Below are 23,914 nucleotides of genomic sequence, written 5' to 3'. Positions count from 1 at the left end.
GCCACCCGCTGGGCGACTCGTGACACCCTCGGTGCATGCCTGTTCCGGGTGGTGAGTTCAACGGCTACATCGTCGACGCCCTTGCGGGCCGTGGCGCGACGGCGCAGGTCTACCTGGCACACCGCGCCGACGACGGGTTTGCGGTTGCCCTGAAGGTGCTGGAGTCGCGGCATCGAAACCCGGAGAACATCGACCGGCTGCACCGCGAATTCGACTTGGCCCAACGGTTCTCACACCCCCGCATCATCACGGTGTACGAACGTGGCGAGGACTGGCTGGCCATGGAGGCGCTCACCGGCGGCTCGGCCCAAGACCTGGTGGGCACGGATCAGAGCTGGATTATCCCGATCAAACTGACTGCCCTACAACAGATCGCCGGAGCACTGGACTACATTCACGAGGCCCAGGTGGTGCACTGCGACGTGAAGCCGTCCAACATCATGCGCAAAAGCTCAGGCAATGCCGTACTCACCGATTTCGGTGTCGCGCAGGAACTCACTCACGCCGACGGGCCACGCCGGCCCGTCGTGCACACCTCACTGCCTTACGCCGCGCCCGAGGTACTGCGTGGGCAACCCGTCACCGCAGCCACCGATCAGTATGCGCTGGCCTGTACGGCTGTCGAACTGTTCGATGGCAAACCCCCGTTTACCGCACGAACGGTGCTCAAACTCGTCGATATGCAGCTTAACGCCACACCCTGGCCGATTTCGTACCGGCATAAGCACATCCCCCGCGCTTTCGATTCCATCGTCGCCAAGGCAATGTCCAAGGATCCGTTAAGCCGCTACCCGACATGTACGGAGTTCATAACACTTTTGACACACGCGATGACCTAATCCCCGGTAGCGTCGCCCCATGGCATCTCCAGCTAATTACGATACGTCGGGCCTCGCACGCGAGGACGAGGGATATCACAAAGGCCTGAAGAACCGCCAAGTCCAGATGATCGGGATTGGCGGTGCCATCGGCACCGGTCTGTTCATGGGCGCCGGAAAGCGCTTACACGAGGCCGGGCCAAGCCTGTGGCTCGTCTACGCCGTCTGCGGCGTGTTCGTGTTCTTCATGTTGCGCGCCCTCGGTGAGCTGGTGCTGCACCGCCCATCTTCAGGGTCCTTCGTGTCGTACGCGCGCGAATTCCTCGGCGAGAAGGCCGCTTACGTAGCCGGATGGATGTACTTCGTCAACTGGGCTGCCACCTCGATCGTGGACGTCACCGCCATCGCTCTCTACATGCACTACTGGGGTAGCTTCAAGGCCGTCCCACAGTGGATCATCGCACTGATCGCCCTGGTCATCGTGCTCACGCTGAACATGATCAGCGTCAAGCTGTTCGGCGAGATGGAGTTCTGGGCCGCACTCATCAAAGTCATTGCACTCGTGGCCTTCTTGATCGTCGGCGTCGTGTTCTTGGCCGGGCGATTCACCGTCGAGGGTGCCCCCACCGGACCCTCGATACTCGCCGACAACGGCGGGCTCTTCCCCACTGGGTTACTGGCCCTTGTGGTGGTCACCTCCGGGGTGGTCTTCGCGTATGCCTCAGTGGAATTGGTGGGCACGGCGGCGGGCGAGACGGAGAACCCCGAGAAGGTCATGCCGAAGGCCATCAACGCCGTGGTCGTCCGCATCGCCGTGTTCTATGTCGGCTCATTGATTCTGCTCGCGCTGCTGTTGCCGTACACCCTCTACAAGGAGGGTGAGAGCCCGTTCGTGACGTTCTTTTCCCGGGTGGGTCTGCCTTACGCCGGTGACATCATGAACTTCGTGGTGCTCACCGCCGCGCTGTCCAGCCTCAACGCCGGCCTGTACAGCACCGGCCGCATCCTGCGGTCCATGTCCATGAACGGCAGTGCACCACAGCTGCTGTCCCGCATGACATCCAATGGTGTTCCCTTCGCCGGCATCGCGCTCACCGCATGTTTCACCGTGGCCGGCGTCTTCATGAACATGGTGATTCCAGCCAAGGCTTTCGAAACGGCTTTGGACGTCGCCGCCCTCGGCATCCTCGCCTCGTGGGCCACCATCGTCATCTGTCAGCTGCGGCTTTACCAGTGGTCCCAGCGCGGCATCCTGCGTCGCGGCAAGTTCCAGATGCCCGGCGCCCCCTACACGGGGTACGCGACACTCGCCTTTCTCGTGGTGGTGCTGGCGCTCATGTGTTACGAAAACTATTGGAACGTGGTCGCTCTGGCGATCTTCACACCGCTACTGATTATCGGTTGGTATCTCTCCAGGGAACGCGTCATGCAGCTGGCACGCGAGCGAATCGGCTATACCGGCCAGTACCCGGTAATCGCGGAGACACCGATGATGGACGATCCGCCCAACCTCGGTGACAAATAGGACCTAGCTGATCGACGAACGCTCCAGCAGGCGCGCGAAATCCGCGACGTCCAGCGTCTCGCCGCGGCGCGCGGGGTCGATGCTGGCGGCCAACAGCCGCCGTGCCGACTCGTCACCCGAGCCCGCCCATTCGGCAAAGGCGTTACGAGATGTCTTGCGGCGCTGTGCGAACGAGATGTCGATCAGATTGAACAGCTCCTTGCGGAACCCGGCGTCGGAGGGCCATGTCGCATCTGGGTGACGATCGATGCGCACCAGACCCGAGTACACCCGTGGGATCGGCCAGAACACCGCCGGCGACACCGTGCCGAGACGCTTCACCTTGCCGAAGTAGCGCACCTTGACGCTGGGCACCCCGTAGATCCGCGAACCCGGCTCGGCAGTCAGCCGATCGGCAACCTCGGACTGGACCATCACCAAAATGGTTTTCACCGAATCGAATTCGGTCAGGATCCGTAGCAGCGCCGGCACCGCGACGTTGTAGGGCAGGTTCGCCACCATCGCCGTCGGCTCGCCCTGAATATCGGCGGGCGTGAGGTTCAGAACATCCTGGTGAATCACCGAGAACCGGTTGAACTCACTGTGCGAGTGTTCCTTGATGGTGGCCGGAAGGCGCCGCGCGAGTACGGGATCCACCTCGACAGCGGTCACCGCGCAGCCCTTGTCGAGCAAGCCCAGTGTCAGCGAACCCAGGCCGGGCCCAACCTCGATGACATGATCACCCTTGCCCACACCCGACGCCGACACAATCCGGCGAATGGTGTTGGCGTCGTGAACGAAGTTCTGGCCCAGCGTCTTCGTCGGTCGGAAATCGAGATCCTTGGCCAGTTGTCGGATCTCGGTGCGGCCGAGCAGCCTGATGGTCAGCGGGCACCAACTCTCGCGCTGCACACCGGCCAGGCGCCCCACCCCTGCGCGGACAATGTCTTCTCGGCAATCGCGATCTGCTCCTCGCGCGTCGCGAGATCGGCGCGCGGCGCGTACTTGCCACCACCGTGCGCCAGCCAGGTGCCGAAGTCGAACTGCACGCCGCCGTAGAAGCCGTTGCCGGTGTTGATGGCCCAGTTGCCGCCCGCCTCGCACTGCGCCAGCGCATCCCAGGCCGAACCACGCGTGACGTTGGGCACCTCGGTACCGGGCTTGGCACCCACCCGAAGCACCGAATCGCGCGCGGGGGTCAGCACGTTGTTGGACACCGGCATGCGTCCGGTCTCGCGGCCATTGACCGACAGCACCGAGTAGACGATGTCCTGGGTGCCCGGTGCGCCCGGATCCTGGACCACCGAACGACTCATGTTCATCTCGGGGTCTTCGATCTTCTGCGGGGTCGGCGCCAGCGGGGCCTGCTCGGTCACCCGGCTGACGCGGATGCGCGTCACGGTGATCGGCATGTCGGCGGTCACCGGAGTGCTCGGCGCGGGATCGACGGTGTCGAACTGCTGCAGCGGGTTGCCCGTGGCCTCCAGCAGCGCACCCACGGTGGGCGCCGCGATGCGCGGTGTGCTGATCGCACCGCCATCGTTGAGCTGGACGGTCTTGGCGCTCACCACAGCCAGCGACATGCCCTCCAGCGGGAGGCGGCTGCCGCGGGTGGCGGCAGTCGGCGCGGTGTCGGTCATCGACAACTGCGACAGGGCGTCGTTCACCGTGCTGGCGGTGGTCCACACCTGCTGGGTGCCCTGGCCGTCCACGGAGATGTCCAGCGGACGCGAACGCTTCAGAACAATGGTGTCGCCGTTGCGCACCGAATCGTGCTTGGCGGGGGCGACATCGTCGCGGTCCGACAGTGCGTATCCGTAGTCGGCGAGGACCTCGGACACCTGCGACTTGACGGTCGTGACCGTCATGGCGTTTCCGTCGACGTTGAGAGTCAGTGTCTTGTGCGCAGCGATGGCGTAGCCACCGCCCGCGCCGATCACCACCAGCAGGGCGGCCACGAGGGCGCGTAGCAAGGGCGATCGCGTTGCGTTGAGCTTCGTCAGTGCATTCACGAGTAGGGGTTTCCTGCGTTCGTTTCGGAGCCTCGATACCGGACTTGGTGGGGCGCAATCCGGCTGATAATCATCCTCATTGATCACGACACGGTAACGAAAGCATCGCGTGGGGGCAACTCATCAACGATCTTGAACACCGCAATTGCGGTCGCAGACGAGGCTTTCGCTAACCGGTCAGCTGTTCGCCCAGTTATTTCCGCCAAGGCGCGAACGGTGTACGGCAGGCAATACGGCTCATTGGGTGCGCCCCGGTAAGGATGCGGTGTCAGGTAGGGCGCATCAGTCTCTACCAGCAGTTGTTCGTCTGGAATGAGCGCGGCGGCCTCCTGCAACGCGCGGGCGTTCTTGAAGCTGACCGTCCCCGACAAACTCAGGATCCAACCCTCAGCGACACATTTTTTCGCCATTTCGGCATCCGACGAGAAGCAGTGGAAGATAACCGAGGGCGGCGCGCCCTCCGCCTTCAGCACATCGAGCACTTCTGCGTCGGCGTCACGGTTGTGAATCATCAGCGGCTTGCCCGTCTGCTTGGCCAGCTCGATGTGCCAAGCAAATGCTTCGCGCTGCACCGACGGCTCCGCGCACCCCGCTAAACGGCCCGGCCAATACAGGTCCAAACCGGTCTCGCCGATCGCCACCACCCGGGGGTGGGCAGCCAGCGTCTCCAATTCAGCACGTGCGTCCTCGGTAAGGTCGCCGGCCCGGGTGGGATGCAGCGCCACCGCGGCATACACCCGCGGATCGGCGGCAGCGGCCGATACCGCCCAGCGAGCGGACTCCATGTCGTCAGCCACCGTCACCACCCGTCCGACACCGACGGACTCTGCGTGATCGACCATGGCGCGTACGTCCTCGGCAGTGACCGCACCGCACGCATCCAGATGAGTGTGGGCATCGATGAGGGGTGCGAGAGGCAGCGGGTCGGGTGGGCGGGAACGAACGCGATCGGGCGGGGCTTGGCTCTTATTGCCGGGCGTCATCAGAACACCAGTCTATAAAGTTGCTCAGACCATGCCTGAATCATTGGATCCGTTCTACATCACCACCGCCATCGCGTACCCGAACGGCGAACCGCACATCGGACACGCATATGAGTACGTCGCGACCGATTCCGTGGCCCGGTTCAAACGGCTGGACGGCTTCGACGTGCGCTATCTCACCGGCACCGACGAGCACGGCCTGAAGGTGGCGCAGGCGGCGGCCGCGGCCGGAATCCCGACGGCGCAGCTCGCGCGGCGCAATTCCGATGTCTTCGAGGCCTTGCAGCGCAAGCTCAACATCTCGTTCGACCGGTTCATCCGCACCACCGACCCCGATCACCACCAGGCATCCAAGGCGATCTGGCGCCGGATGGCCGACAACGGTGACATCTATTTAGACACCTATTCGGGGTGGTACTCGGTGCGCGACGAGGCGTTCTACACCGACGCCGAGACCACGGTCGCCGCCGACGGAACCCGCACCGCCACCGAAAGCGGCACACCCGTCGAGTGGACCGAGGAGCATTCCTACTTCTTCAGGCTGTCGGCGTACCAGGACAAGCTGCTGGCGCATTACGAGGCACATCCGGAATTCATCGGCCCGGCGGTGCGGCGCAACGAGGTCGTCAGCTTTGTCTCCGGTGGTCTGCGTGACCTGTCCATCTCCCGGACCACCTTCGACTGGGGAGTGCAGGTACCCGAACATCCCGACCACGTCATGTACGTGTGGGTCGATGCGCTCACCAACTACCTGACCGGTGCCGGTTACCCCGATACCGATTCAGAGCTGTTCCAGCGGTACTGGCCGGCCAATGTGCACATGATCGGCAAGGACATCATCCGGTTCCACACCGTGTACTGGCCCGCCTTCCTCATGTCCGCCGGAATCGAGCTGCCGAAACGGGTTTTCGCGCACGGCTTCTTGACCAACAAGGGCGAGAAGATGAGCAAGTCGATCGGCAATGTGGTGAACCCAGTCGATCTGATCGATCATTTCGGCCTGGACCAGGTGCGCTACTTCCTGCTGCGCGAGGTTCCGTTCGGCCAGGACGGCAGCTACACCGAGGACGGCCTGATCGGGCGAATCAACGCCGATCTGGCCAACGAGCTGGGCAACCTGGCTCAGCGGTCCCTGTCGATGGTGGCCAAGAATCTCGGCGGAATCGTGCCGGAGCCCGGCGAATTCGCCTCGGCGGACAGAGAACTGTTGGCGGCCGCTGACGCGCTCCTGGACCAGGCTCGGGCGCATTTCGACGTGCCCGCCATGCATTTGGCACTGGAAGCGATCTGGCAGGTGCTGGGCGCGAGCAACCGGTACTTCTCGGCCCAGGAACCGTGGGTGTTGGCCAAGAGCTTCCAGACAGACGGAGCCGCGGCCGACCAAGAGCGATTCGGCACCGTGCTCTACACCACGCTGGAGGTGGTTCGGATCGTCGCGCTGCTGGTGCAGCCGGTGATGCCCGAGTCCGCGGCCAAGCTGCTCGATCTACTGGGCCAGTCCGAGGATCAGCGGGACTTCACGGCCATCGGGACACGGTTGAAGCCCGGTGTCAGCCTGCCCGCACCGACCGGTGTGTTCCCGAAGTATCAGGTGCCCAAGTAGGTCACGGGTGTGAGCCCGGTCACGGTCCGTCACAGATTTCGCCGCCCCGGTGTCTTAGGGGCATCAGCGAATGAAAGGAAGTCACCGAAATGACCGAGAACACCAGAGTGATCGTAATCGGCGGGGGCTACGCCGGAACCCTGGCGGCCAACCAATTGCTGGCCAACAAGAACCTGACCGTGACCCTCGTCAATCCGCGACCACACTTCGTCGAACGGATCCGCCTGCACCAGCTGGTCGCCGGTAACCGGGGTGCGACGGTCGACTACGACCAGCTGCTCAATCCGGCCATCCGCCTTGTGGTCGACAAGGTCACCCACATCGATGCCGACGCCCAAAAGCTGGAGCTCGCCTCGGGCGCGATGCTGCCCTACGACTATCTGGTCTACGCCGTGGGTAGCACCACAACAACTCCCAACATCCCCGGCGTGGCCGAACATGCGTTGTCCATCAATGAGTTCGAACACGCCCAGCAGGTACGGGCCCGGTATGAGCGGTTGGCACCGGATGCACCCATCGTGGTCGTCGGTGCGGGCCTTACCGGTGTCGAGCTGGCCGGAGAACTCGCCGAAGCGGGGCGTCGGGTGACTCTGGTCTGCGGTAAGCAACTGTTGCCCTCTCTCGGCGAACCGGCCCGGCGCGCGGCCGCCAAGCATCTGGAAAAGCTGGGCGTCGAGGTGCTGGCGCCCGCCACGGTCGTCGGAGTCGATGAGGACACCGTGACCCTGTCCGACGGGCGCGAACTGCCGAGTGCGCTGACGGTGTGGACCGCCGGATTTGGCGTACCGCAGCTGGCCGCCGACAGCGGACTGCGGACAGACGCGCTGGGGAGACTGCTCACCGACGAGACGCTGGTCAGCGTCGACCATCCCCGCATCGTCGCGGCCGGTGACGCGGTAAGCCCCTCAGGCGTGCCGCTGCGGATGAGCTGCCAGGCCGCCGGGCCGCTGGCCGCGCGTGCGGTCAAGACTGTGCTGGCGCTGGTAGACGGGCTGCAACCGGTAGCGGGCGGGCAGATCTTCGTCGGGCAGAACGTCAGCATCGGACGTCGTGCCGCCGTCATCCAGACCTCGCGCGCCGACGACACACCACGCAAGCTGTTCATCGGCGGCCGGACCGGTGCGGCGATCAAGGAAATGGTCTGCCGCGGAACGGTTTACTTCCTGAAACAAGCCGCCAAGCATCCGAAGGCCTACTACTGGCCGCAGGGCGGCAAGCGCTCTGAAGCCCTCAAGGTGCAGGCATAGCGGTGTCCGACACCGCGCACGCCGAGCTGTTTACCCACCTGCGCCCGCTGCTGTTCACCATCGCGTACGAAATGTTGGGCTCCGCCACGGAGGCCGATGACGTACTGCAGGAGAGCTATCTTCGGTGGGCGCAGGTGGATCTGAGCACGGTCACCGATACCAAGGCCTACTTGGCGCAGATTGTCAGCCGCCAATCACTGAACACCTTGCGCGCCAACAGCCGTCGGCGCGAGGAGTATGTGGGACCGTGGCTACCGGAGCCGGTGCGAGTGACCTTCGACAGCGACGCGGCGGACGCCTCGACAGATGTGGTCCTGGCCGAATCGGTGTCGATGGCGATGCTGGTCGTGTTGGAAACCCTGGCACCGGACGAGCGGGCCGTATTCGTCATGCGGGAGGTCTTCGGCTTCGACTACTCCGAAATCGCTTCCACCGTATGCAAATCGGAGTCCGCGGTACGTCAGATGGCGCACCGTGCCCGAGAGCATGTGCAGTCGCGCCGGCGCCGGTTCACCCCCACCGACCAGCAGGCAGAGGAACTGACCACCAAATTCCTGCTGGCCGCGGCGGGGGGCGACGTCGACGCGTTAGTAGAAATGCTGGCCCCCGACGCGGTGTGGACATCCGACGGCGGCGGCAAGGTCAGTGCCGCACGGCGTCCGGTCTACGGGGCCGACAGAGTGGCACGCGTGGCCATCGGCCTGTCGCGGGCCGCCGCCGCGTTCCCCGATGTCCGCATGGAACTAAGTACCTACAACAGCACGCCGGCCCTACTGATCTACAGCGAAGGACGTCTCGACGCGGTGCTGGCCGTGTCGATCGCGGACGGCAAGGTGGCGCATGTTTTCGCGATCCGCAACCCCGACAAGCTGGCCACCGCCGAAACAGCGCGTCACATCAGCAGATAACCCGGTGGCGGTTCGGGCGGTTCATCGGACACAATCACCGGCGTGTTCTGTGATATCGATACCGCCGCGCGCATCGAGAGCGCCGAAGCCGACACCATCGCCGCCGGAACCGCGAGGTGCGACGGCGGTCTGGTGATACCGCTGGCAGGGGGCATCGCGTCCTACGCCGGACCGGATTCACCGATGAACAAGATCGCTGGACTCGGGTTCAGCGGTGTGCCAAGCGAATCCGAACTCGACGCCGTCGAGCGGGAGTTCGCCGAACGGGATACCCCGGTGCAGGCTGAAATCGCGAGCCTCGCCGATCCCGCGATCTGCGAGCTGCTCACCGCCCGTGGCTACCTGCTGGTGTCTTTCGAGGATGTCCTCGGCCTTCCCCTAGCCGATGCCCCAGCGCCGGTCATTCCCGACGACGTCACGGTGCGTCACAGCGGCAGCGATGAGCTGACCAGTTGGGTCGACGTGGTCGTCGACGGGTTCGCGGTACCCGATGACCAGGGTGTGGCCTCGCACGAATCATTTCCGCGCGAGGTGCTTTCCCGCGCGATCAGCGCGCTGTCGACGGTCGAGGGCGAACAGCGGTATATCGCACTACGCGAGGGGGCCGTCGCCGGTGGCGCGAGCATGCGCCTCCTCGACGGGGTGGCCCAACTCAACGGTGCCGCGACCGCCGCACCGCACCGACGCCGCGGTGTCCAGACGGCACTTCTGACCACTCGTCTTCACGAAGCGGCCCGGGACGGTGCGGACCTGGCCGTGGTCACCACCCAGCCCGGATCGAAATCCCAGCAGAATACTCAACGCCAGGGCTTCGCACTGCTATACACCCGCGCAATCCTGGTGAAGGGTCTGCGAAACTAGATCAATGCGCGTCCAGCAGCTCGGGAATCTCGGCGCCCCGCCGACCGTGCTGCGATCACTGGCCGCCGCCGCGCGCGAAACGGGGCGGTCGGCGCCCGCCGCACTGATCGGATCGTGGTACGGCTCACGGGCGATCATCGCCCCGTCCTTGCCTACTCGCCCGGTACTGCCGCGACAAGCATTCAGCGACAAAACCTCTGATCTGACCGATGCCCCACCGGAAGCGGTGGGCGGCGGCTGGATTGGCTATCTGGGATATCCGGATCGGGCGGTGGCCGGCGGCAATCAGCGGCTCCCCGCCGCGGCCGGCGGCTGGACCAATACGGTACTGCGCCTCGACAGTGATGAATGCTGGTGGTACGAAAGCCTTCTGGATCAAGAATGTCCGGAGTGGATACTCCACGCACTGACACACCCCCGCGATCCGTCGCCATGGTTCATCGACTGGACGGCCCCCGACCGTGAACATCACCGCGGCGCCGTCGGCCGCTGCCTGGAAGCCATCGCGGCCGGTGAGGTGTACCAGGCCTGCGTGTGCACGCAATTCCGCGGCACTCTGACGGGCGAACCGCTGGACTTCTTCGCCGATGCCGTCACCCGAACCGCACCGGCCCGCGCCGCCTACCTATCCGGCGTATGGGGTGCCGTGGCCTCGTTATCACCCGAATTGTTCTTGCGGCGCAAGGGCACCGACGTCCGCTCCAGCCCCATCAAGGGCACCCTCGCAGCCACCGAGGATCCCGCCGGACTGCTGACCTCCATCAAGGACGTCGCCGAGAACATCATGATCACCGATCTGGTGCGCAACGATCTGGGACGCATCGCTGACACCGGCACCGTCACGGTCCCCGAGCTGCTGGCCGTGCACCCGGCGCCCGGCGTGTGGCATCTGGTGTCCACCGTTGCGGCCAAGGTGCCCTTGGAAGCCACCGCCAGCGACCTCCTGACCGTCGCCTTTCCGCCCGCTTCGGTGACGGGCACACCGAAAACCCGTGCACGCCAACTGCTTCGCCAATGGGAATCAGATCACCGAGGGGTGTACTGCGGAACCATCGGCATGCTCTCACCTGCGGCCGGCCTGGAACTCAACGTCGCGATCCGCACCGTCGAAATCGCACCGGACGGGCGCGCCGTGCTCGGAGTCGGCGGTGGCATCACCGCCGACTCCGACGTCGACGCCGAATGGCAGGAATGTCTGCACAAGGCGGCCGCCACCGTCGACCTCACCGCGATCGCGGCGCGTGAACCCGGACTCAAGCCCGCGCTTTGACCACCGCGTCGTACAGGTCGCGTCGCGACAGCGTCGCGCCGGACTCGCCGATGGCCGTCGCGCAGGACTCACGCAACCCCATCCCGTCGTCCATCAGCTCTTCAACCCTGGCCACCAAGGCCTCGATCTGCGGGACGGCCGGACGACCGCCGTCGAGCACCACCGTGATCTCCCCGAGCACATCGTTGCTCTCGGCCCACGCCACCAACTCGCGCAGGGTGCCCCGCAGCACCTCTTCGTGCGTCTTGGTCAACTCGCGACAGACCGCCAACCGGCGCTCGGGCCCCAGCACCTCCACCGCATCGGCCAGCGTCTCCGCCAGGCGCCGCGGCGACTCGAAGAACACACAGGTGCGCGGTTCCGTCGCCAGCTCAGCGAGCCACCGGCGCCGCGGCCCCTGCTTGCGGGGCGCGAACCCCTCGAAGCAGAAACGGTCCACCGGGAGCCCCGAGACGGCCAGCGCCGTCGTCACCGCCGACGGTCCGGGCAGGCATTTGATCGGTATCCCCTGTTTGACGCAGGCGGCGACCAAGCGGTACCCCGGGTCGCTGATCGACGGCATACCCGCATCGGTGACCACCAACACGTCGTACCCGGCCTCCAGATCGGCCAGCAGGGGCTCGATGCGGCTGGCCTCGTTCTGGTCGTAGAAGCTGATGATCTGGCCGCTGATCTGCACATCCAGCGACTTCGCGAGGGCCCGAACACGGCGGGTGTCCTCGGCAGCCACCACCGAAGTCTTGGCCAGCGCCTCACGCAATCGGGGCGAGGCATCCCCCGGCTCACCCAGCGGTGTCGCCGCCAGCAGCAAGTTCCCCATCCCGCAAGACTAAATCCCCTCGTCGCTACCGCTGCAGCCCGCCGCTGCAAGACGCCCCGCCAGGGTCCTCCCCTACGATCGACCGTGTGATCGCGCCCGCAACCCTGCCGCCGACCTCGGCAGCCGAGTCGGATCTCCAGTCGCCGGGGCCCCGGATACCGCCCGCGGACTTCGGACCCACCGACCGATTCCGGGGCTGGGTGATGACCGTCGTCATCACGGTCATTGCGGCACTGACCCGGTTCATCAATCTTGGCGCCCTCACCGACCGCGGCACCCCCGTCTTCGACGAGAAGCATTACGTGCCGCAGGGCTGGCAGGTTGTCACCAACGACGGCGTCGAGGACAACCCCGGCTACGGGCTCGTGGTGCATCCGCCCATCGGCAAACAGATGATCGCCATCGGTGAATGGCTGTTCGGATACGACCCGTTCGGCTGGCGATTCGCGGCGGCGCTCTCAGGCACCATCATCGTGCTGCTGGTTGCCCGGATCGCCCGGCGGATCAGCCGGTCCACCATGGTGGGCGCCATCGCCGGAGTGCTACTGATCGCGGACGGAGTCAGCTTCGTCACCGCACGCACCGCGCTGCTCGACGTGTACCAGGTGCTCTTCGTGGTAGCCGCGTTCGGCGCGCTGATCGTCGACAGGGACCAGGTTCGGGAACGGCTCTACCACGCATACCTTGACGGGCGCATCGGCGACACCCCGTGGGGCCCACGGCTGGGGGTGCGCTGGTGGCGCTTCGGTGCCGGAATCCTGCTCGGATTGGCCTGCGGCACAAAATGGTCGGGCCTGTACTTCATCGCATTCTTCGGCGTGCTGTGCATCGCGTTCGATATCGCGGCGCGCCGTGCCTACGGCGTGCGGCGACCCTGGGCCGGCGCCGCGGTGCGCGATCTGGGGCCCGCTCTGTATGCGCTGCTGGTCATTCCGTTCATCGTGTACATGGCCTCGTACTGGTCGTGGTTCGCATCCGAGACGGGGATAAACCGGCACGCCGAGGGACGGCAGATCGGTGTAGGCGGGTGGATGCCCGATGCCCTGCGCTCGCTCTGGTACTACACGCACAGCGTCTACACGTTCCATTCGACGCTGACCAACTCCAATGGCAATCACCATCCGTGGGAATCCAAACCATGGACCTGGCCGATGTCGCTGCGACCGCTGCTCTACGCCATCGAGGACAAGAACGTCCCCGGCTGCGGCGCCAATTCCTGTGTGCGCGCAGTGTTGTTGGTCGGTACGCCGGCCATCTGGTGGCTGGCGGTTCCGGTGCTGTTGTGGGCCACATGGGCGACGGTGGTCCGGCGCGACTGGCGGTATGCGGCGGCACTCGTCGGCTACTGCTCGGGGTGGCTGCCCTGGTTCATGAACATCGACCGGCAGATGTACTTTTTCTACGCCGCGCCGATGGTGCCGTTCCTGGTCATGATGATCGCGTTCCTTGTCGGCGACTTCTTACGCAAGCCGACCGCCAACCCGGAACGAAAGACGTTGCGAATGTTCATCGCAACGTTCTACGTGGCCTTGGTGGTCACCAACTTCGCCTGGCTGTATCCGATCCTCACCGGCGCGGCCATCTCACCGTTCATGTGGAACATGGAGATGTGGCTGCCCAGCTGGCGCTAGCCGTGTTCACTCCGACACGCCGTGACACGCGGAACGGCGTGTACAGAACACGGCGTGTCGGCGTCAGAGCAGGTCGCGCGACACCGGGCAGGACATGCAGCGCGGTCCGCCCCGGCCCGTCCCGAGCTCCGAGGCCGAGATGGCAAGCACCTCAACACCGGAATCCTCAAGGCGGGCATTAGTTTCCACGTTCCGTTCGTAGGCGACGACGACGCCGGGCGCCAGTGCCAGGGTGTTGTTCCCGTCGTCCCATTGCTCACGTTCGGCCGTGACCGGGTCGAGTCCGGTATCGATGACGCGTAGCTTGCCGATACCCATCGCATCGGCCGCGGCCTCGACGAAGGGCTCCGAACCCGAGATGCTGACGCCACCCTCGGTTCTGCGGATGGTGAACGCCGACAACGAATCCTGAATAGCCGGGTACATCACCACGGCGTCGGTGTCGACCATGGTGCAGACGGTGTCCAGATGCATCGACGCCCGCTCCTGCGCGATGGGCACCGCGAGCACGGTGTGCGCCAGACCGTCGTCGAACAGGCTGCGCGCCAGGGCTTCTGCACCGGCAGGGGTGGTGCGCTCCCCCACCCCAACCGCTACCACGCCGGGCCCCAACAACAGCACGTCGCCACCCTCAACCGGCGCCGAGTGCGACTCGTAGGCGCGGCGCACCCCGAGGAACCGCGGGTGATGGGCATAAATCAGATCGGTGAGCGAGGTCTCGCGCACCCGGGCCGGCAGGGCCAGGGAGGTGATCGCGAATTTACGGCCAATCCAGAACGACGAGTCGCGGGTGAACAACAGGTTCGGCAGCGGTTCGATGACGAAGTCCGATCCGTGATGCATGGTCCGCACCAGCGACGGTTGCCCCACCTTGCCACCCACCGGCAGTTCGTCGAACGTCATCCCGCACATCAGCACGTATGCCAGATCGGCGGCATCCAGCGTTCGCAGATACCCCGAAAGATCCTGTGCCAGGGCGTAGCCCAGCCTGCGCGCATTGACGGCGGCCGAGATGCCCTGCACCCTGGCCGCACCGCTGGCGAGCGCCTCTCGCAACAAATCGGAGAGCAACAGCACCTCGACACCGCGCGAACGCAGCACCTCGGCGAAGGCGTCGTGTTCCTCTTGGGCGCGCGCCACCCAGGGCAGCCCGTCGAACAGCAGCTGATCGTTGTTACGCGGAGTCAGCCGCTTGAGCTCATCACCGGGCCGGTGCAACACCACTACTCGCAGCCGCCCCACCTCTGAATTAGCACCCAGCACTGGAACATCCGTCATGAGATGACGCTAGCTTGCCGCGCAATCGAACATGTGTGCGATACCATGAAGGTGTGACACACACGGTTCAAGCATCACTGTTCGGCGCTCCGCCGGTCCCCCGCCGTGAGTTGGCGGGCGGCGCTTGGCTTGAGGTGCATCATGAATGGCTCGGACGTGCGGACAATCTCATGGGCCAGCTGTTGGCGCAGGTGCCCTGGCGTGCCGAACGCCGACGCATGTACGACCGCACTCTCGACGTCCCGCGGCTGGTCAGCTTCCATGACCTGACGGCGGGGTCACCACCGCATCCGGTGCTGGAGACCATCTGCGACCGGCTCAATGGCGAGTACACCAACGAACTCGGCGAACCCTTCACCACGGTGGGACTGTGCCAGTACCGCGACGGCACCGACAGCGTGGCGTGGCACGGCGACACCATAGGCCGCGGCCTACGTGAAGACACCATGGTCGCAATCGTAAGCATTGGCGCCACACGTACTTTCGCCCTGCGACCACGGCTCGGTGGCGACTCGATCCGCATCAACGTCGGCCACGGAGACCTGTTGGTGATGGGCGGTTCCTGTCAACGAACCTGGGAACACGCCATCCCGAAGACGTCCAAGCCGGTGGGGCCACGTATCAGCCTGCAGTACCGGCCCCGCGACGTGCGCTAGGAGCGCACCGCCGCAACCGCCTTGACCAGCAGATCCGATGCACGCTTTCCGTCCGGCAGCGCGGGCGGAACATTGCCGACGGCGATCGGACTGACTGTGACCGCCACCATGTAGCGGCCCAGATATGCCGAATAGTTCAGGACTTCCTGGCCGATCGCCCGCCCGGAGGTGCCACTGAGCACGTCGCGCTTCATGCCGAGCGTGCGCGCGCCGTCGATGGCAGGCGCGTCGATCACCTCGGTCTGCCCCGCGATCCCGTTACCGCGGAAACCGACCTTCTTGCAGTCCGCCGACACGGCCGGATCGAAGGGGACTTCCTGCGAGGTTTCCACGGCCACTGCCACGTACTGATTCCCCGCACCCGTCGCGGTCAAGGCCGCCATATTTCCCTTGAGCCCTGCGGGCACCGTGCTGCCACCGCTGTACTTGGCACATCCGGGAGGGTCGATCGTCATACCCGGCGGCAGTGGAGCCGGCGAAAGCAGCTTGGGGTCCATTCCCGCCGGCTCCATGGTCTTGACCACGAATTCGGGCCCGAACTGGCTCCTCAGCGAGGCTATGTTTCCGATCTGGACGTTGTGGTTGACGGGATTCTGGACGCTTCGGCCACACCCAGCCACCGACACGGTAACGAGCGCAAGCACACAGGTGGCCCAGATTCCCCAGCTCTTGACGGTCACCGGCTTCAGCACCCGGCCACTGTATCGATTCGGAACGAAAAATCGATGGCACCTATAGGGAACAATGTCTGTGTGGCCCAGAGTTAAATCCTGTGAGGACGGTGTGAGATGAACACGGTGGTTCGGTTGAGCCGGTTGTGCCTGGCGGCGGTAGGTGCCGGTGCGCTGTTGGCCCTCACCCCCGGTACAGCGCTCGCCGATGACGCACAGTCGGTTATCAACCAATATCAGGCGCAGGGCTACCAGGTCATCATCGACCGCAGCGGCAGCGCACCTACCAACAAGTGCACCGTGTCCAACATCCGCAACGGACAGGATGTGTATCGCACCGAGTATCAGCGCACCTGGATGCCCAGCGGAAAGTGGCTGGTGCTGCCGGTCCGGGTGCTCGACCACAGATTGGTGTACATCTCCCTTAACTGCAACGTCTAGTTAGCCTCACCTAACTAGATTTGCGGGTTCGCTGGGAGCCGTCCAGCCACGCCTGCCCGAGCAGCGCCACCTAAGAACGAGCGCAGGCGAAGCTATGAATTTGGCGTCAATTTCGCAGAGCGGGAATCAATCTGAGTATTACCACGTTGGACAGGACAGATTCACGAACGTTGATGATTCAGGCTTGAGTCTGGGCGTCGGGGGTTGGGTCTCAATGTGGTAGGCGGAAACGTTTCCGTAACAGCGAGGCCGCGAGGAGTGAGGCGAGAGGAGTGAAATCATGAAGAAGTTGTTATTTGCAGGTATTGCCGCAGTCGGCGTCATCGGGGCGTCGCTGGGATCAGCAAGTGTCGCGCTCGCCGGACCATCTGGATCGGGCGATGCGAACGCTGTCATCAATGACCTCAAGTCAAACGGGTACCGAGTGATCGTCTCCAAGACGGGCGCCGGTGAGCTGAGCAAGTGCACTGTCGAGTCGGTTACGCAGGAGTCGCCTGTGAGCAATGTGCAGCCGGCCCGGGATGTGCGTAACAACCCCACCACGGTGCCGACAATCGACCGCAAGGTCGCGCATGTCGCACTGAGCTGCTGAACACGGCAGAACGTGACAATGGCCCGGGCCGCAAGCCCGGGCCATTGCTGTCTCTACTTCAAGTGATCAACCAGAGTGCCCTCGGCGCCGAATAATTCAGCGCGCCACTGCTCCAGCAGCGCTTCGGTGTCGAGATCGTCGGGATGGAAGTCCTTCTTCATATAGACGGCGAGCCTGCCGATCATGCCGTCGTTGAGTAGCGGGCCGCGGATCAACCCGACCGTTTCGCGCAACACCCGCGCCGGCTGGCGCCGTCCCGCCGGATCGCTCCACGCGATGGAGAACCACGAGCCTGCGGTTGCGAACGGCACCGTCCCCGTCCAGATGACGGCCATCACCGCGCGCCGCAGCCACTCGGGTCCGCCGACCGCCCGGTAGACGTCGAAGGCCACCGATTTGTGCTCAAGCTCCTCGATCGCATGCCAATACAACAGGTTCCGCACCTCGTCGTCGGTCACCATGTCCTGCAGCTCACCGCTTTCCAGCAGTCGCTCGGCCAGCACGGCGGTGTAGTGCTCAAGGGCAGCCGTCGCGGCCAGCATGGTCAGCCGGACGTACTTGAGGCGGTCCATGTCCGGTAGGTACTTGTCGACGAGGTCTTCGACCTTGCCGGAGCGCCGCCCGATTGTCTCGACCATCTTGCTGCGATAGCCCATCTCGGTGAGCTTTTCGTTGAGCTCGCGATGGTGCAGGCCATGGGTGACCTCCTGACCGATGAATCCTGCGACACGTTTCTTGAGTGTCGGCTCGGTGATGCTGTCGGCGTAGCGACGCACCGATCGGACGAAAAACTCTTCCCCCGGCGGGAACACCGCAGAGGCACCTGCCAGCACGTGACTGAGCGCAATATCATTGTCGGCGAAGTGTCTTCGCATCGGCACCGGGTCGCCGAACCAGAACCTGATACGCCGAGTCTTCGGGTATGAGCCCATTACCGGAGCAGCCATTCGCACTACCTCCACATTGATCGTGTAACTCAGTGTTACACGAATCGCTTACGTTTTGAAGAAATGCGTAAAAGTCGGGTCTTAGGTCCCCTACAGCAGCCCCGGCACGATGGCCTTACGCTCTCGCGGGTATTCGCCGGGGAACGTCTCGCGATACCAGCGATGAATCGCGAGAGCGCGCGGCAGCAGATTGGCGATGGAAAACAACACGAAGATCAGCCCGGGCAGTGTCCACGCCATCAACGCCCAACCCGCCCAGAGAATGATTTCGCCGAAGTAGTTGGCCGCCGACACCCACCGGAACGCGCCGCCGTACGGGATGCGGTAGCCATCGAAACCGTCGGACCGCAGATTGATGAGAATGCGGTCGGCCTGGAAGTTCACGATCCATCCGGTGAGGGCGACAAGCACCCCCAGGATGAACCGGGGGTCGGTTAACCACGCAGCGCTCTGCAGATGCGCGGCGAAGGCGACCGCGTATCCATTGGCAAAACCATTGACCGCGTTGAAAATGAAACCGAAGGCAATCCCGCTGTAGGGGAACCGTTTTCCGCTGTCCCTACGCGAAAGCGGATAGATCAGTCCGCGGTACAGATAGTGGCATTGCCACAACGCGTACAGCACCAGCGCCGGCACGCCGGGATGATGCGCGACGGTCCAGAATGTGATGGTGAACGCCCACCACTGCGGGCATTCGAAGATCAGCCAACCCACCTTGGCGGGTGCGGTGAACCTCTCGCCCGGCTTGGCGAACCTGCCGTAGGGATTGGTGAACCAGAAGCCGCTGATAAAGGTGACGGCGGCCAGGACCACCAGGAAGACGATCGCAGCGTGATACAGCTCGGTGAGCACACCGGGACAGTACCGAGTGAACGGTGGTTCTAAGCAGGGTCGATGATGTTGGTCTTCAGCTGGTTGGCGACCTGACCAGCGACCTCGGCGTTATCGGTGGCACCCGAGGAGCTCACCCCGTACACCACGTTGCCGGTGATGTGGACGCGAGTCGCCCCGGTGTTATCGGACCACGAGATCGTGATCGCATTGCTCATACCGAACGAATACGCGCCCGGCGACTGCGCCTTGCACTTGTTGAAGGCCTCTGTCAGCCGTTGAAATTCGCTCTGGGCGGCGGGCTTGTCCTGAAAGATCGCAACGGTCTCGTGCAGCGTCTGGCGCGGGTCGGCCGAGCTGGCGACGTTGAGCTGACGGTAAGACTGCCAACCATCGCCCAGGTCGCCCTGCGCCGTGGCGTGCAACAACCCACACGGGTCCGCAGAGTTGATGGCAGGCCCGTAGACCGGTGCGGTGTCGGTATGTGTCGTATCTGCCGTCGGGAAGCCCAGAGACTTGACCTCGTCGAGACCGGCGAACAATGAATCTGCCGCCGAAGCATCGATTTTCAACTCAGTGAGCTCCGGGGAGGGCGGCTTCTCCGCCGCGGGACTGACCGGGTGAGAGCAGCCCGCGACCAGAGCACTCGCAAGAAGACCCAACCCGGCCCACCGTGTCCGCGTCACCCTAGAAGTGTGTACGGCCAACCTGGGAGCACGCTGGGAAGTGGGGCAGATCACGTGCCGACCGGTTCATTCCGCTGCGATTACCGACCACGTCTGTGCGGCCGGTTGCACCTTGCGACAGAATCGAAAGGGGTGCGATAACAAGGGAGGCAGCCATGACCGATTGGGATGTAGTCGGCCGAGCGAACTACGTGTCATTCACGAGCTACCGCAAGGACGGTACCGCTGTTTCCAGCCCGGTGTGGATCGCACCCGACGGCGGCAAGCTCTATTTCTTCTCGGAGGTGGGCGCGTACAAGGTGAAGCGCATCCGGCGAAACCCTGCGGTGACATTGCAACCCTGCGATGTTCGCGGGAAGCTCACCCCCAACTCGCCAGTCGTAGAGGGCACCGCGCGCGTTCTCGAGTTCGCCGACAGCCCACGCATCCGCAAGGTCCTCAACCGCAAGTACTGGCTGCTCGGGCCGCTGAGCGAGTTCGGGGTGTGGGTAACCCGTCGGCAGCAGGCATCGTTCGCCATCGAGATCTCTCCAGTAGGGGCATAGCTCGCACAAGGAGGCAGCGCGCATGTATGCGATAACACTCAACGGTTTTGGCGATCCCGAGGTGATGGAGTGGTCCCACGTGGCGGACCTACCCGCCCCGGGCCCCGGTGAGGTGTCCATCGACGTGGTGGCCGCGGGCGTCAATCGGGCCGATGTCATGCAACGCCTGGGCCTCTACCCGCCGCCGCCCGGTGCCAGCGAGATCCCCGGCCTCGAGGTTTCCGGATACATCGCCGAAGTGGGTGCCGGAGTGCAGGATTGGTCACCCGGCGATGCGGTATGCGCGCTGATGGCCGGCGGCGGATATGCCGAGCGAGTCAATGTCGCCGCCACCCAGGTGCTGCCCGTGCCGCAGGGCGTCAGCGTCACCGCCGCGGCGGCCCTGCCGGAAACCGCCGCCACCGTGTGGTCGAACGTGGTGATGACGGGCGGTCTGCGCAGCGGGCAGACGCTGCTGATACACGGCGGCGGTAGCGGAATCGGCACGCATGCAATACAAGTGGGCCGCGCACTGGGCGCGAATGTGGCGGTGACCGCCGGAACGCAGTTCAAGCTGGACCGGTGCCGCAAGCTCGGCGCGCAGACCCTGATCAACTACCGCGAGCAGGATTTCCCGGCGGTGGTCAACGCCGAGTACTCCGGGGCCAATGTCATTCTCGACATCATGGGCGGCAGCTACCTGCCCAAGAATGTGGAGGCGCTCGCCGAGAACGGCCACCTGACGATCATCGGATTGCAGGGTGGGGCCAGCGCTGAGCTGAATCTGGGTGCGCTGCTGTTCAAGCGGGGATCGGTGCACGCGACCAATCTGCGGCGTCGGCCCGAGCAGGGGCCTGGCTCCAAGGCCGAGATCATCGCCGAACTCCGACGGCGGCTGTGGCCGCTGATCGACAAGGGAGCCGTGGCACCCGTCGTCGCCGCCGAGATTCCGGTCACCAATGCGGCTGAGGCACACAGACTGCTGGACTCCTCCGAGACCGTCGGAAAGGTACTGCTTACGGTGCGCGCGCAGTAAGCATCGCCAGCGCCGAAACAACGAGCAGTCCGACATAGGCCCAGGCGTGCACGGTATCGGGCAGCCGAGGTGGCCGCCGTCGTAGCCAAAACACCACCGGCAGCGCCCCGGCGAGCAGCGCGATCGCGGAACGGAAGTCCACCGCGCCGACGAAGTGCGGCTCACCTGCCATCGCCGCCGAGATGCTGGTCAGAAAGATCGCCAGCGCCGGCACACTGATGGCCAGCGTCAACGGATTCGCCAGTGCGGTGGCCACATTCATGGGCCGGCCACCGCGGCGCAACAACGGAACCGTCATGACGCTGCCGCCCACTCCCAGAAAAGAGGCCACCGCTCCGATGGGGACGCCCAGGGCAGGAGGAATCGCGAACTCGCGTTCGGGCCCGTCAATCACGGTGGCGCGGCGCAGAAAGCCAGGCCGCAGCAGTACATCGAGGATCGTGATCACCAGGTAGACCACGAAACCCCATGTCGTCAGCTGCGGTGGCGCCAGCCGGGCCAGCCCCGCACCGAGTACGCCACCACACCCCAGTAAGACCACGAGAGGTGCCGCACTTCGCAAGTGGGCCAACGTGCTCCGCGGCGTCGCCGCGGTAGCCGCGGCCGCGCTGACCACCATGACCACCGCAGAGGTTGCCACGGCTGCCCCCGGCGCCGCCGCACCCAGCGCACCATCAACCCAAATGATTACCGGCACAGTGACGAAACCGCCGCCGAAACCGAACAACACGGTGGTGAGCCCCGTAAGCACTCCGATCACCACCAACACGAGCACACCCATGGAACCAGTCCATCCGAGGCGTCGCACGCGAACAATCGAAAGCCAGCTCGATTCATTCGACTTTCGGCCATATCCTGACACGATGCGGAACGTACCGCTCGCCGATGTCGACGACCTGCCCCACGATGTCCTACCGATCAGCACCGACTACGCCAACGGGCAGCTACTGGACTGGCACCAGCATCGGCGTGCACAGTTCCTCTACGGAACCACCGGCACGATGATCGTGGATACCGACGCTGGGACATGGACGGTACCCACCCGCCGCGCTGTCATGATCCCGGCGCGCACGCGCCACCGGGTGCGCATGGTAGGGGTGCGCACCGGCAGCCTCTACATCGAACCCTCGGCTGTTCCGTGGTGGCCGTCGTCGTGCGTGGTGGTCGACGTCAGTCCACTGATGCACGAACTGCTCAGTGCTGCAGCAGATCTGGCTGCCGACTATGACCGGTCGGGCCGTAACGGAGCGCTCACCGCGCTCCTGCTGCACGAGCTGGCATCCTTCACCGCGCTGCCACTGCACGTCGATATGCCGCGATCGGCCGACCTCGCCGAGCTGTGCCGCGCCTACCTCGATGCGCCGGAGGTATCGGTGTCCAATGCGCAGTGGGCGCTGCGGCTGAATACAAGCGAACGCTCGCTGACTCGCCGCTTCCGCGATGAAGTCGCCTTGAGCCCGGCCGCATGGCGCGTGCGGGCGCGGCTGCTGGCCGCGGTGCCGCTGCTGCGCGATCATTCGGTGACTCAGGTGGCCGGACGGCTGGGATATGCCACGCCCGCCGCCTTCTCCTACGCGTTCGGCCGCGCGTTCGGCATCGCCCCGTCAACCATCAGCTGAATGCTTCAGCATTTGACGATACTGTGGGTCGTATGACGACGACGTTCGTCGGGATAGCGGCGATCGTGGCGATGACCTTGATAGGCATCGGCATGAATGCTGGGCTCTTCAACACCCGCAGGGCACGCCAGGCGATTCCGCCCCTGGTGGCGCGAGCGGCTGCTCCTGTGTACGCACTCAACCGCCGGATCGGCAACCCAGGGCGCACCACCAAGCTTAAGGACGAGCCTGAACCAACAGACGAACCCACGGACTGAAGCGCTCGCCCCACCCGTCCCAACAAAAAAGAACCCCCGACTGGCGGGGGTTCTTCATGGTGGAGCTAGGGAGAATCGAACTCCCGACCTTCTCGATCTCAAAAGTACTCGCTACATCGCGCATCATGGGACTGTCAAGCGCTACATGAAAATGCCGATCTATCAGCGCCTATAGCGTTTGATGCGCGACTCTACGCTACATCCGACAACACCCCGCTACAGCGACGTGCGACGAATTAATGGTGCCTTAGTGGTACCTGAATCGGCCTCAAACGGGGCACGCCTGCTATCGACGCTCTCGCGACCGCTTAGCGGCCTCGCACCCTCCGTAGTAGGGTCACCTCTATCTGTTAGCTACAGGGCGTTCAACGCATCGGGGTCTTCGGCGGGAGGCGGAGCATATGGCTGGACGATTGCAGGTTGATCCTGAGTTGCTGCATCGGTCCGCTGATGAGATGGATCGGTTGTTGTCGGCGCATCGGGCCGCGCACGCCAAGGCGCATGCCATGATCGGTGCGGCTGCTTCGGGGTTGGTGGGTGATGCCGCCGCAGCGCTGAAGAATGAGTCCCCCGAATGGCAAGGCCACTCCAAACACGTCGAAAATGAGTCGCTGCATTTTCGGGATGCGTTCGACGGTATCGGGTATGCCATCGCCGATGCTGATGAACAGACAGCGGTCAATATGTTGACCACCCGGTTGCCGCAGACCGGGGCTTAG

General features: G+C 64.4%; 26 protein-coding genes. 16 read left to right on the top strand and 10 right to left on the bottom strand.

Annotation, left to right across the window (positions count from 1 at the left end; translation table 11 throughout):
• Positions 1-35 precede the first annotated feature (35 nt).
• Positions 36-839, top strand: a complete 804-nt coding sequence (locus B4393_RS00575; protein WP_078332528.1) for a serine/threonine-protein kinase — start codon at positions 36-38, stop codon at positions 837-839.
• 19 nt (positions 840-858) lie between these two features.
• Positions 859-2,343, top strand: coding sequence for an amino acid permease (locus B4393_RS00570; RefSeq protein ID WP_078332527.1), 1,485 nt, complete (start codon positions 859-861; stop codon positions 2,341-2,343).
• Between the two features lie 3 nt (positions 2,344-2,346).
• On the opposite strand, the gene rsmA is transcribed toward B4393_RS00570, so the two are convergent.
• The 3 genes from rsmA to B4393_RS00555 all read right to left on the bottom strand — a co-directional run bounded on the left by rsmA (position 2,347) and on the right by B4393_RS00555 (position 5,317).
• Entirely contained in the window at positions 2,347-3,243 is an 897-nt protein-coding gene (gene rsmA / locus B4393_RS00565) for a 16S rRNA (adenine(1518)-N(6)/adenine(1519)-N(6))-dimethyltransferase RsmA (RefSeq protein ID WP_070936869.1), read from the bottom strand.
• On the bottom strand, positions 3,207-4,334 hold the full coding sequence (locus B4393_RS00560) for a resuscitation-promoting factor (RefSeq protein WP_109551362.1): 1,128 nt from the start codon (positions 4,332-4,334) through the stop codon (positions 3,207-3,209). The genes rsmA and B4393_RS00560 overlap by 37 nt, the downstream gene beginning before the upstream one ends.
• Positions 4,335-4,417: 83 nt before the next feature.
• Positions 4,418-5,317, bottom strand: a complete 900-nt coding sequence (locus B4393_RS00555) for a TatD family hydrolase (protein ID WP_078332526.1) — start codon at positions 5,315-5,317, stop codon at positions 4,418-4,420.
• Between B4393_RS00555 and metG the strand changes: the two genes are divergently transcribed.
• The 5 genes from metG (at position 5,235) to B4393_RS00530 (ending at position 11,206) form a co-directional block, all read left to right on the top strand.
• Positions 5,235-6,920, top strand: coding sequence for a methionine--tRNA ligase (gene metG / locus B4393_RS00550; RefSeq protein ID WP_269087561.1), 1,686 nt, complete (start codon positions 5,235-5,237; stop codon positions 6,918-6,920). The genes B4393_RS00555 and metG overlap by 83 nt on opposite strands.
• Before the next feature lie 89 nt (positions 6,921-7,009).
• Positions 7,010-8,167, top strand: coding sequence for an NAD(P)/FAD-dependent oxidoreductase (locus B4393_RS00545; protein WP_078332524.1), 1,158 nt, complete (start codon positions 7,010-7,012; stop codon positions 8,165-8,167).
• A 2-nt stretch (positions 8,168-8,169) separates the two neighbouring features.
• Complete coding sequence (locus B4393_RS00540) at positions 8,170-9,075, top strand: RNA polymerase sigma-70 factor (protein ID WP_078332523.1); 906 nt, start codon at positions 8,170-8,172, stop codon at positions 9,073-9,075.
• Between the two features lie 42 nt (positions 9,076-9,117).
• Positions 9,118-9,936 carry a GNAT family N-acetyltransferase gene (locus B4393_RS00535; protein ID WP_078332522.1) on the top strand — a complete coding sequence of 273 codons (819 nt, stop codon included), beginning with the start codon at positions 9,118-9,120 and terminating at the stop codon, positions 9,934-9,936.
• A 4-nt stretch (positions 9,937-9,940) separates the two neighbouring features.
• On the top strand, positions 9,941-11,206 hold the full coding sequence (locus B4393_RS00530) for an aminodeoxychorismate synthase component I (RefSeq protein ID WP_078332521.1): 1,266 nt from the start codon (positions 9,941-9,943) through the stop codon (positions 11,204-11,206).
• Here the strand turns inward: B4393_RS00530 and rsmI are convergent.
• Positions 11,190-12,026, bottom strand: coding sequence for a 16S rRNA (cytidine(1402)-2'-O)-methyltransferase (gene rsmI / locus B4393_RS00525; RefSeq protein ID WP_078332520.1), 837 nt, complete (start codon positions 12,024-12,026; stop codon positions 11,190-11,192). The genes B4393_RS00530 and rsmI overlap by 17 nt on opposite strands.
• A gap of 86 nt (positions 12,027-12,112) precedes the next feature.
• Here rsmI and B4393_RS00520 point away from each other — a divergent pair, with 86 nt between their 5' ends.
• Entirely contained in the window at positions 12,113-13,657 is a 1,545-nt protein-coding gene (locus tag B4393_RS00520) for a dolichyl-phosphate-mannose--protein mannosyltransferase (protein ID WP_078332519.1), read from the top strand.
• 63 nt (positions 13,658-13,720) lie between these two features.
• Here the strand turns inward: B4393_RS00520 and arcA are convergent, their stop codons facing one another.
• Entirely contained in the window at positions 13,721-14,935 is a 1,215-nt protein-coding gene (gene arcA, locus B4393_RS00515; RefSeq protein ID WP_070936363.1) for an arginine deiminase, read from the bottom strand.
• 53 nt (positions 14,936-14,988) lie between these two features.
• Here arcA and B4393_RS00510 point away from each other — a divergent pair, with 53 nt between their 5' ends.
• Positions 14,989-15,591: an alpha-ketoglutarate-dependent dioxygenase AlkB family protein gene (locus B4393_RS00510; protein WP_070936365.1), complete on the top strand. Its 603-nt coding sequence runs from the start codon at positions 14,989-14,991 to the stop codon at positions 15,589-15,591.
• On the opposite strand, the gene B4393_RS00505 is transcribed toward B4393_RS00510, so the two are convergent.
• Positions 15,588-16,283 (bottom strand): DUF5642 family protein, encoded by a 696-nt coding sequence (locus tag B4393_RS00505; RefSeq protein WP_078332518.1) that lies wholly within the window; start codon positions 16,281-16,283, stop codon positions 15,588-15,590. The two genes, B4393_RS00510 and B4393_RS00505, sit on opposite strands and share 4 nt — an antisense overlap.
• 96 nt (positions 16,284-16,379) lie before the next feature.
• Here B4393_RS00505 and B4393_RS00500 point away from each other — a divergent pair, with 96 nt between their 5' ends.
• Positions 16,380-16,703, top strand: a complete 324-nt coding sequence (locus B4393_RS00500) for a hypothetical protein (protein WP_070936367.1) — start codon at positions 16,380-16,382, stop codon at positions 16,701-16,703.
• Positions 16,704-16,983: 280 nt separating this feature from the next.
• On the top strand, positions 16,984-17,295 hold the full coding sequence (locus B4393_RS00495) for a hypothetical protein (RefSeq protein ID WP_078332517.1): 312 nt from the start codon (positions 16,984-16,986) through the stop codon (positions 17,293-17,295).
• 53 nt (positions 17,296-17,348) lie between these two features.
• On the opposite strand, the gene B4393_RS00490 is transcribed toward B4393_RS00495, so the two are convergent.
• The 3 genes from B4393_RS00490 to B4393_RS00480 all read right to left on the bottom strand — a co-directional run bounded on the left by B4393_RS00490 (position 17,349) and on the right by B4393_RS00480 (position 19,714).
• On the bottom strand, positions 17,349-18,242 hold the full coding sequence (locus B4393_RS00490; protein ID WP_078332516.1) for a metal-dependent hydrolase: 894 nt from the start codon (positions 18,240-18,242) through the stop codon (positions 17,349-17,351).
• Positions 18,243-18,332: 90 nt separating this feature from the next.
• Entirely contained in the window at positions 18,333-19,094 is a 762-nt protein-coding gene (locus B4393_RS00485) for a DUF1295 domain-containing protein (protein ID WP_078332515.1), read from the bottom strand.
• A gap of 29 nt (positions 19,095-19,123) precedes the next feature.
• Positions 19,124-19,714, bottom strand: a complete 591-nt coding sequence (locus B4393_RS00480) for a sensor domain-containing protein (protein ID WP_078332944.1) — start codon at positions 19,712-19,714, stop codon at positions 19,124-19,126.
• Between the two features lie 200 nt (positions 19,715-19,914).
• Between B4393_RS00480 and B4393_RS00475 the strand changes: the two genes are divergently transcribed.
• Both B4393_RS00475 and B4393_RS00470 read left to right on the top strand, forming a co-directional pair.
• Entirely contained in the window at positions 19,915-20,304 is a 390-nt protein-coding gene (locus tag B4393_RS00475; RefSeq protein WP_078332514.1) for a PPOX class F420-dependent oxidoreductase, read from the top strand.
• Between the two features lie 22 nt (positions 20,305-20,326).
• Positions 20,327-21,319 carry an NAD(P)H-quinone oxidoreductase gene (locus B4393_RS00470; protein WP_078332513.1) on the top strand — a complete coding sequence of 331 codons (993 nt, stop codon included), beginning with the start codon at positions 20,327-20,329 and terminating at the stop codon, positions 21,317-21,319.
• Here the strand turns inward: B4393_RS00470 and B4393_RS00465 are convergent.
• Complete coding sequence (locus B4393_RS00465; RefSeq protein WP_078332943.1) at positions 21,300-22,094, bottom strand: sulfite exporter TauE/SafE family protein; 795 nt, start codon at positions 22,092-22,094, stop codon at positions 21,300-21,302. The two genes, B4393_RS00470 and B4393_RS00465, sit on opposite strands and share 20 nt — an antisense overlap.
• An 88-nt stretch (positions 22,095-22,182) precedes the next feature.
• Between B4393_RS00465 and B4393_RS00460 the strand changes: the two genes are divergently transcribed.
• From B4393_RS00460 to B4393_RS00450, 3 genes are all read left to right on the top strand, one after another.
• Complete coding sequence (locus B4393_RS00460; protein WP_078332512.1) at positions 22,183-22,938, top strand: AraC family transcriptional regulator; 756 nt, start codon at positions 22,183-22,185, stop codon at positions 22,936-22,938.
• A 32-nt stretch (positions 22,939-22,970) separates the two neighbouring features.
• Complete coding sequence (locus B4393_RS00455; protein WP_070936383.1) at positions 22,971-23,195, top strand: hypothetical protein; 225 nt, start codon at positions 22,971-22,973, stop codon at positions 23,193-23,195.
• Between the two features lie 401 nt (positions 23,196-23,596).
• Positions 23,597-23,914 carry a PE domain-containing protein gene (locus B4393_RS00450; RefSeq protein ID WP_078332511.1) on the top strand — a complete coding sequence of 106 codons (318 nt, stop codon included), beginning with the start codon at positions 23,597-23,599 and terminating at the stop codon, positions 23,912-23,914.

Source organism: Mycobacteroides franklinii (assembly GCF_002013895.1).
In the GTDB taxonomy this organism is placed as follows: domain Bacteria; phylum Actinomycetota; class Actinomycetes; order Mycobacteriales; family Mycobacteriaceae; genus Mycobacterium; species Mycobacterium franklinii.
The sequence above is the reverse complement of the archived record's forward strand: the minus strand, read 5'-3'. Positions and strand labels throughout refer to the sequence as shown.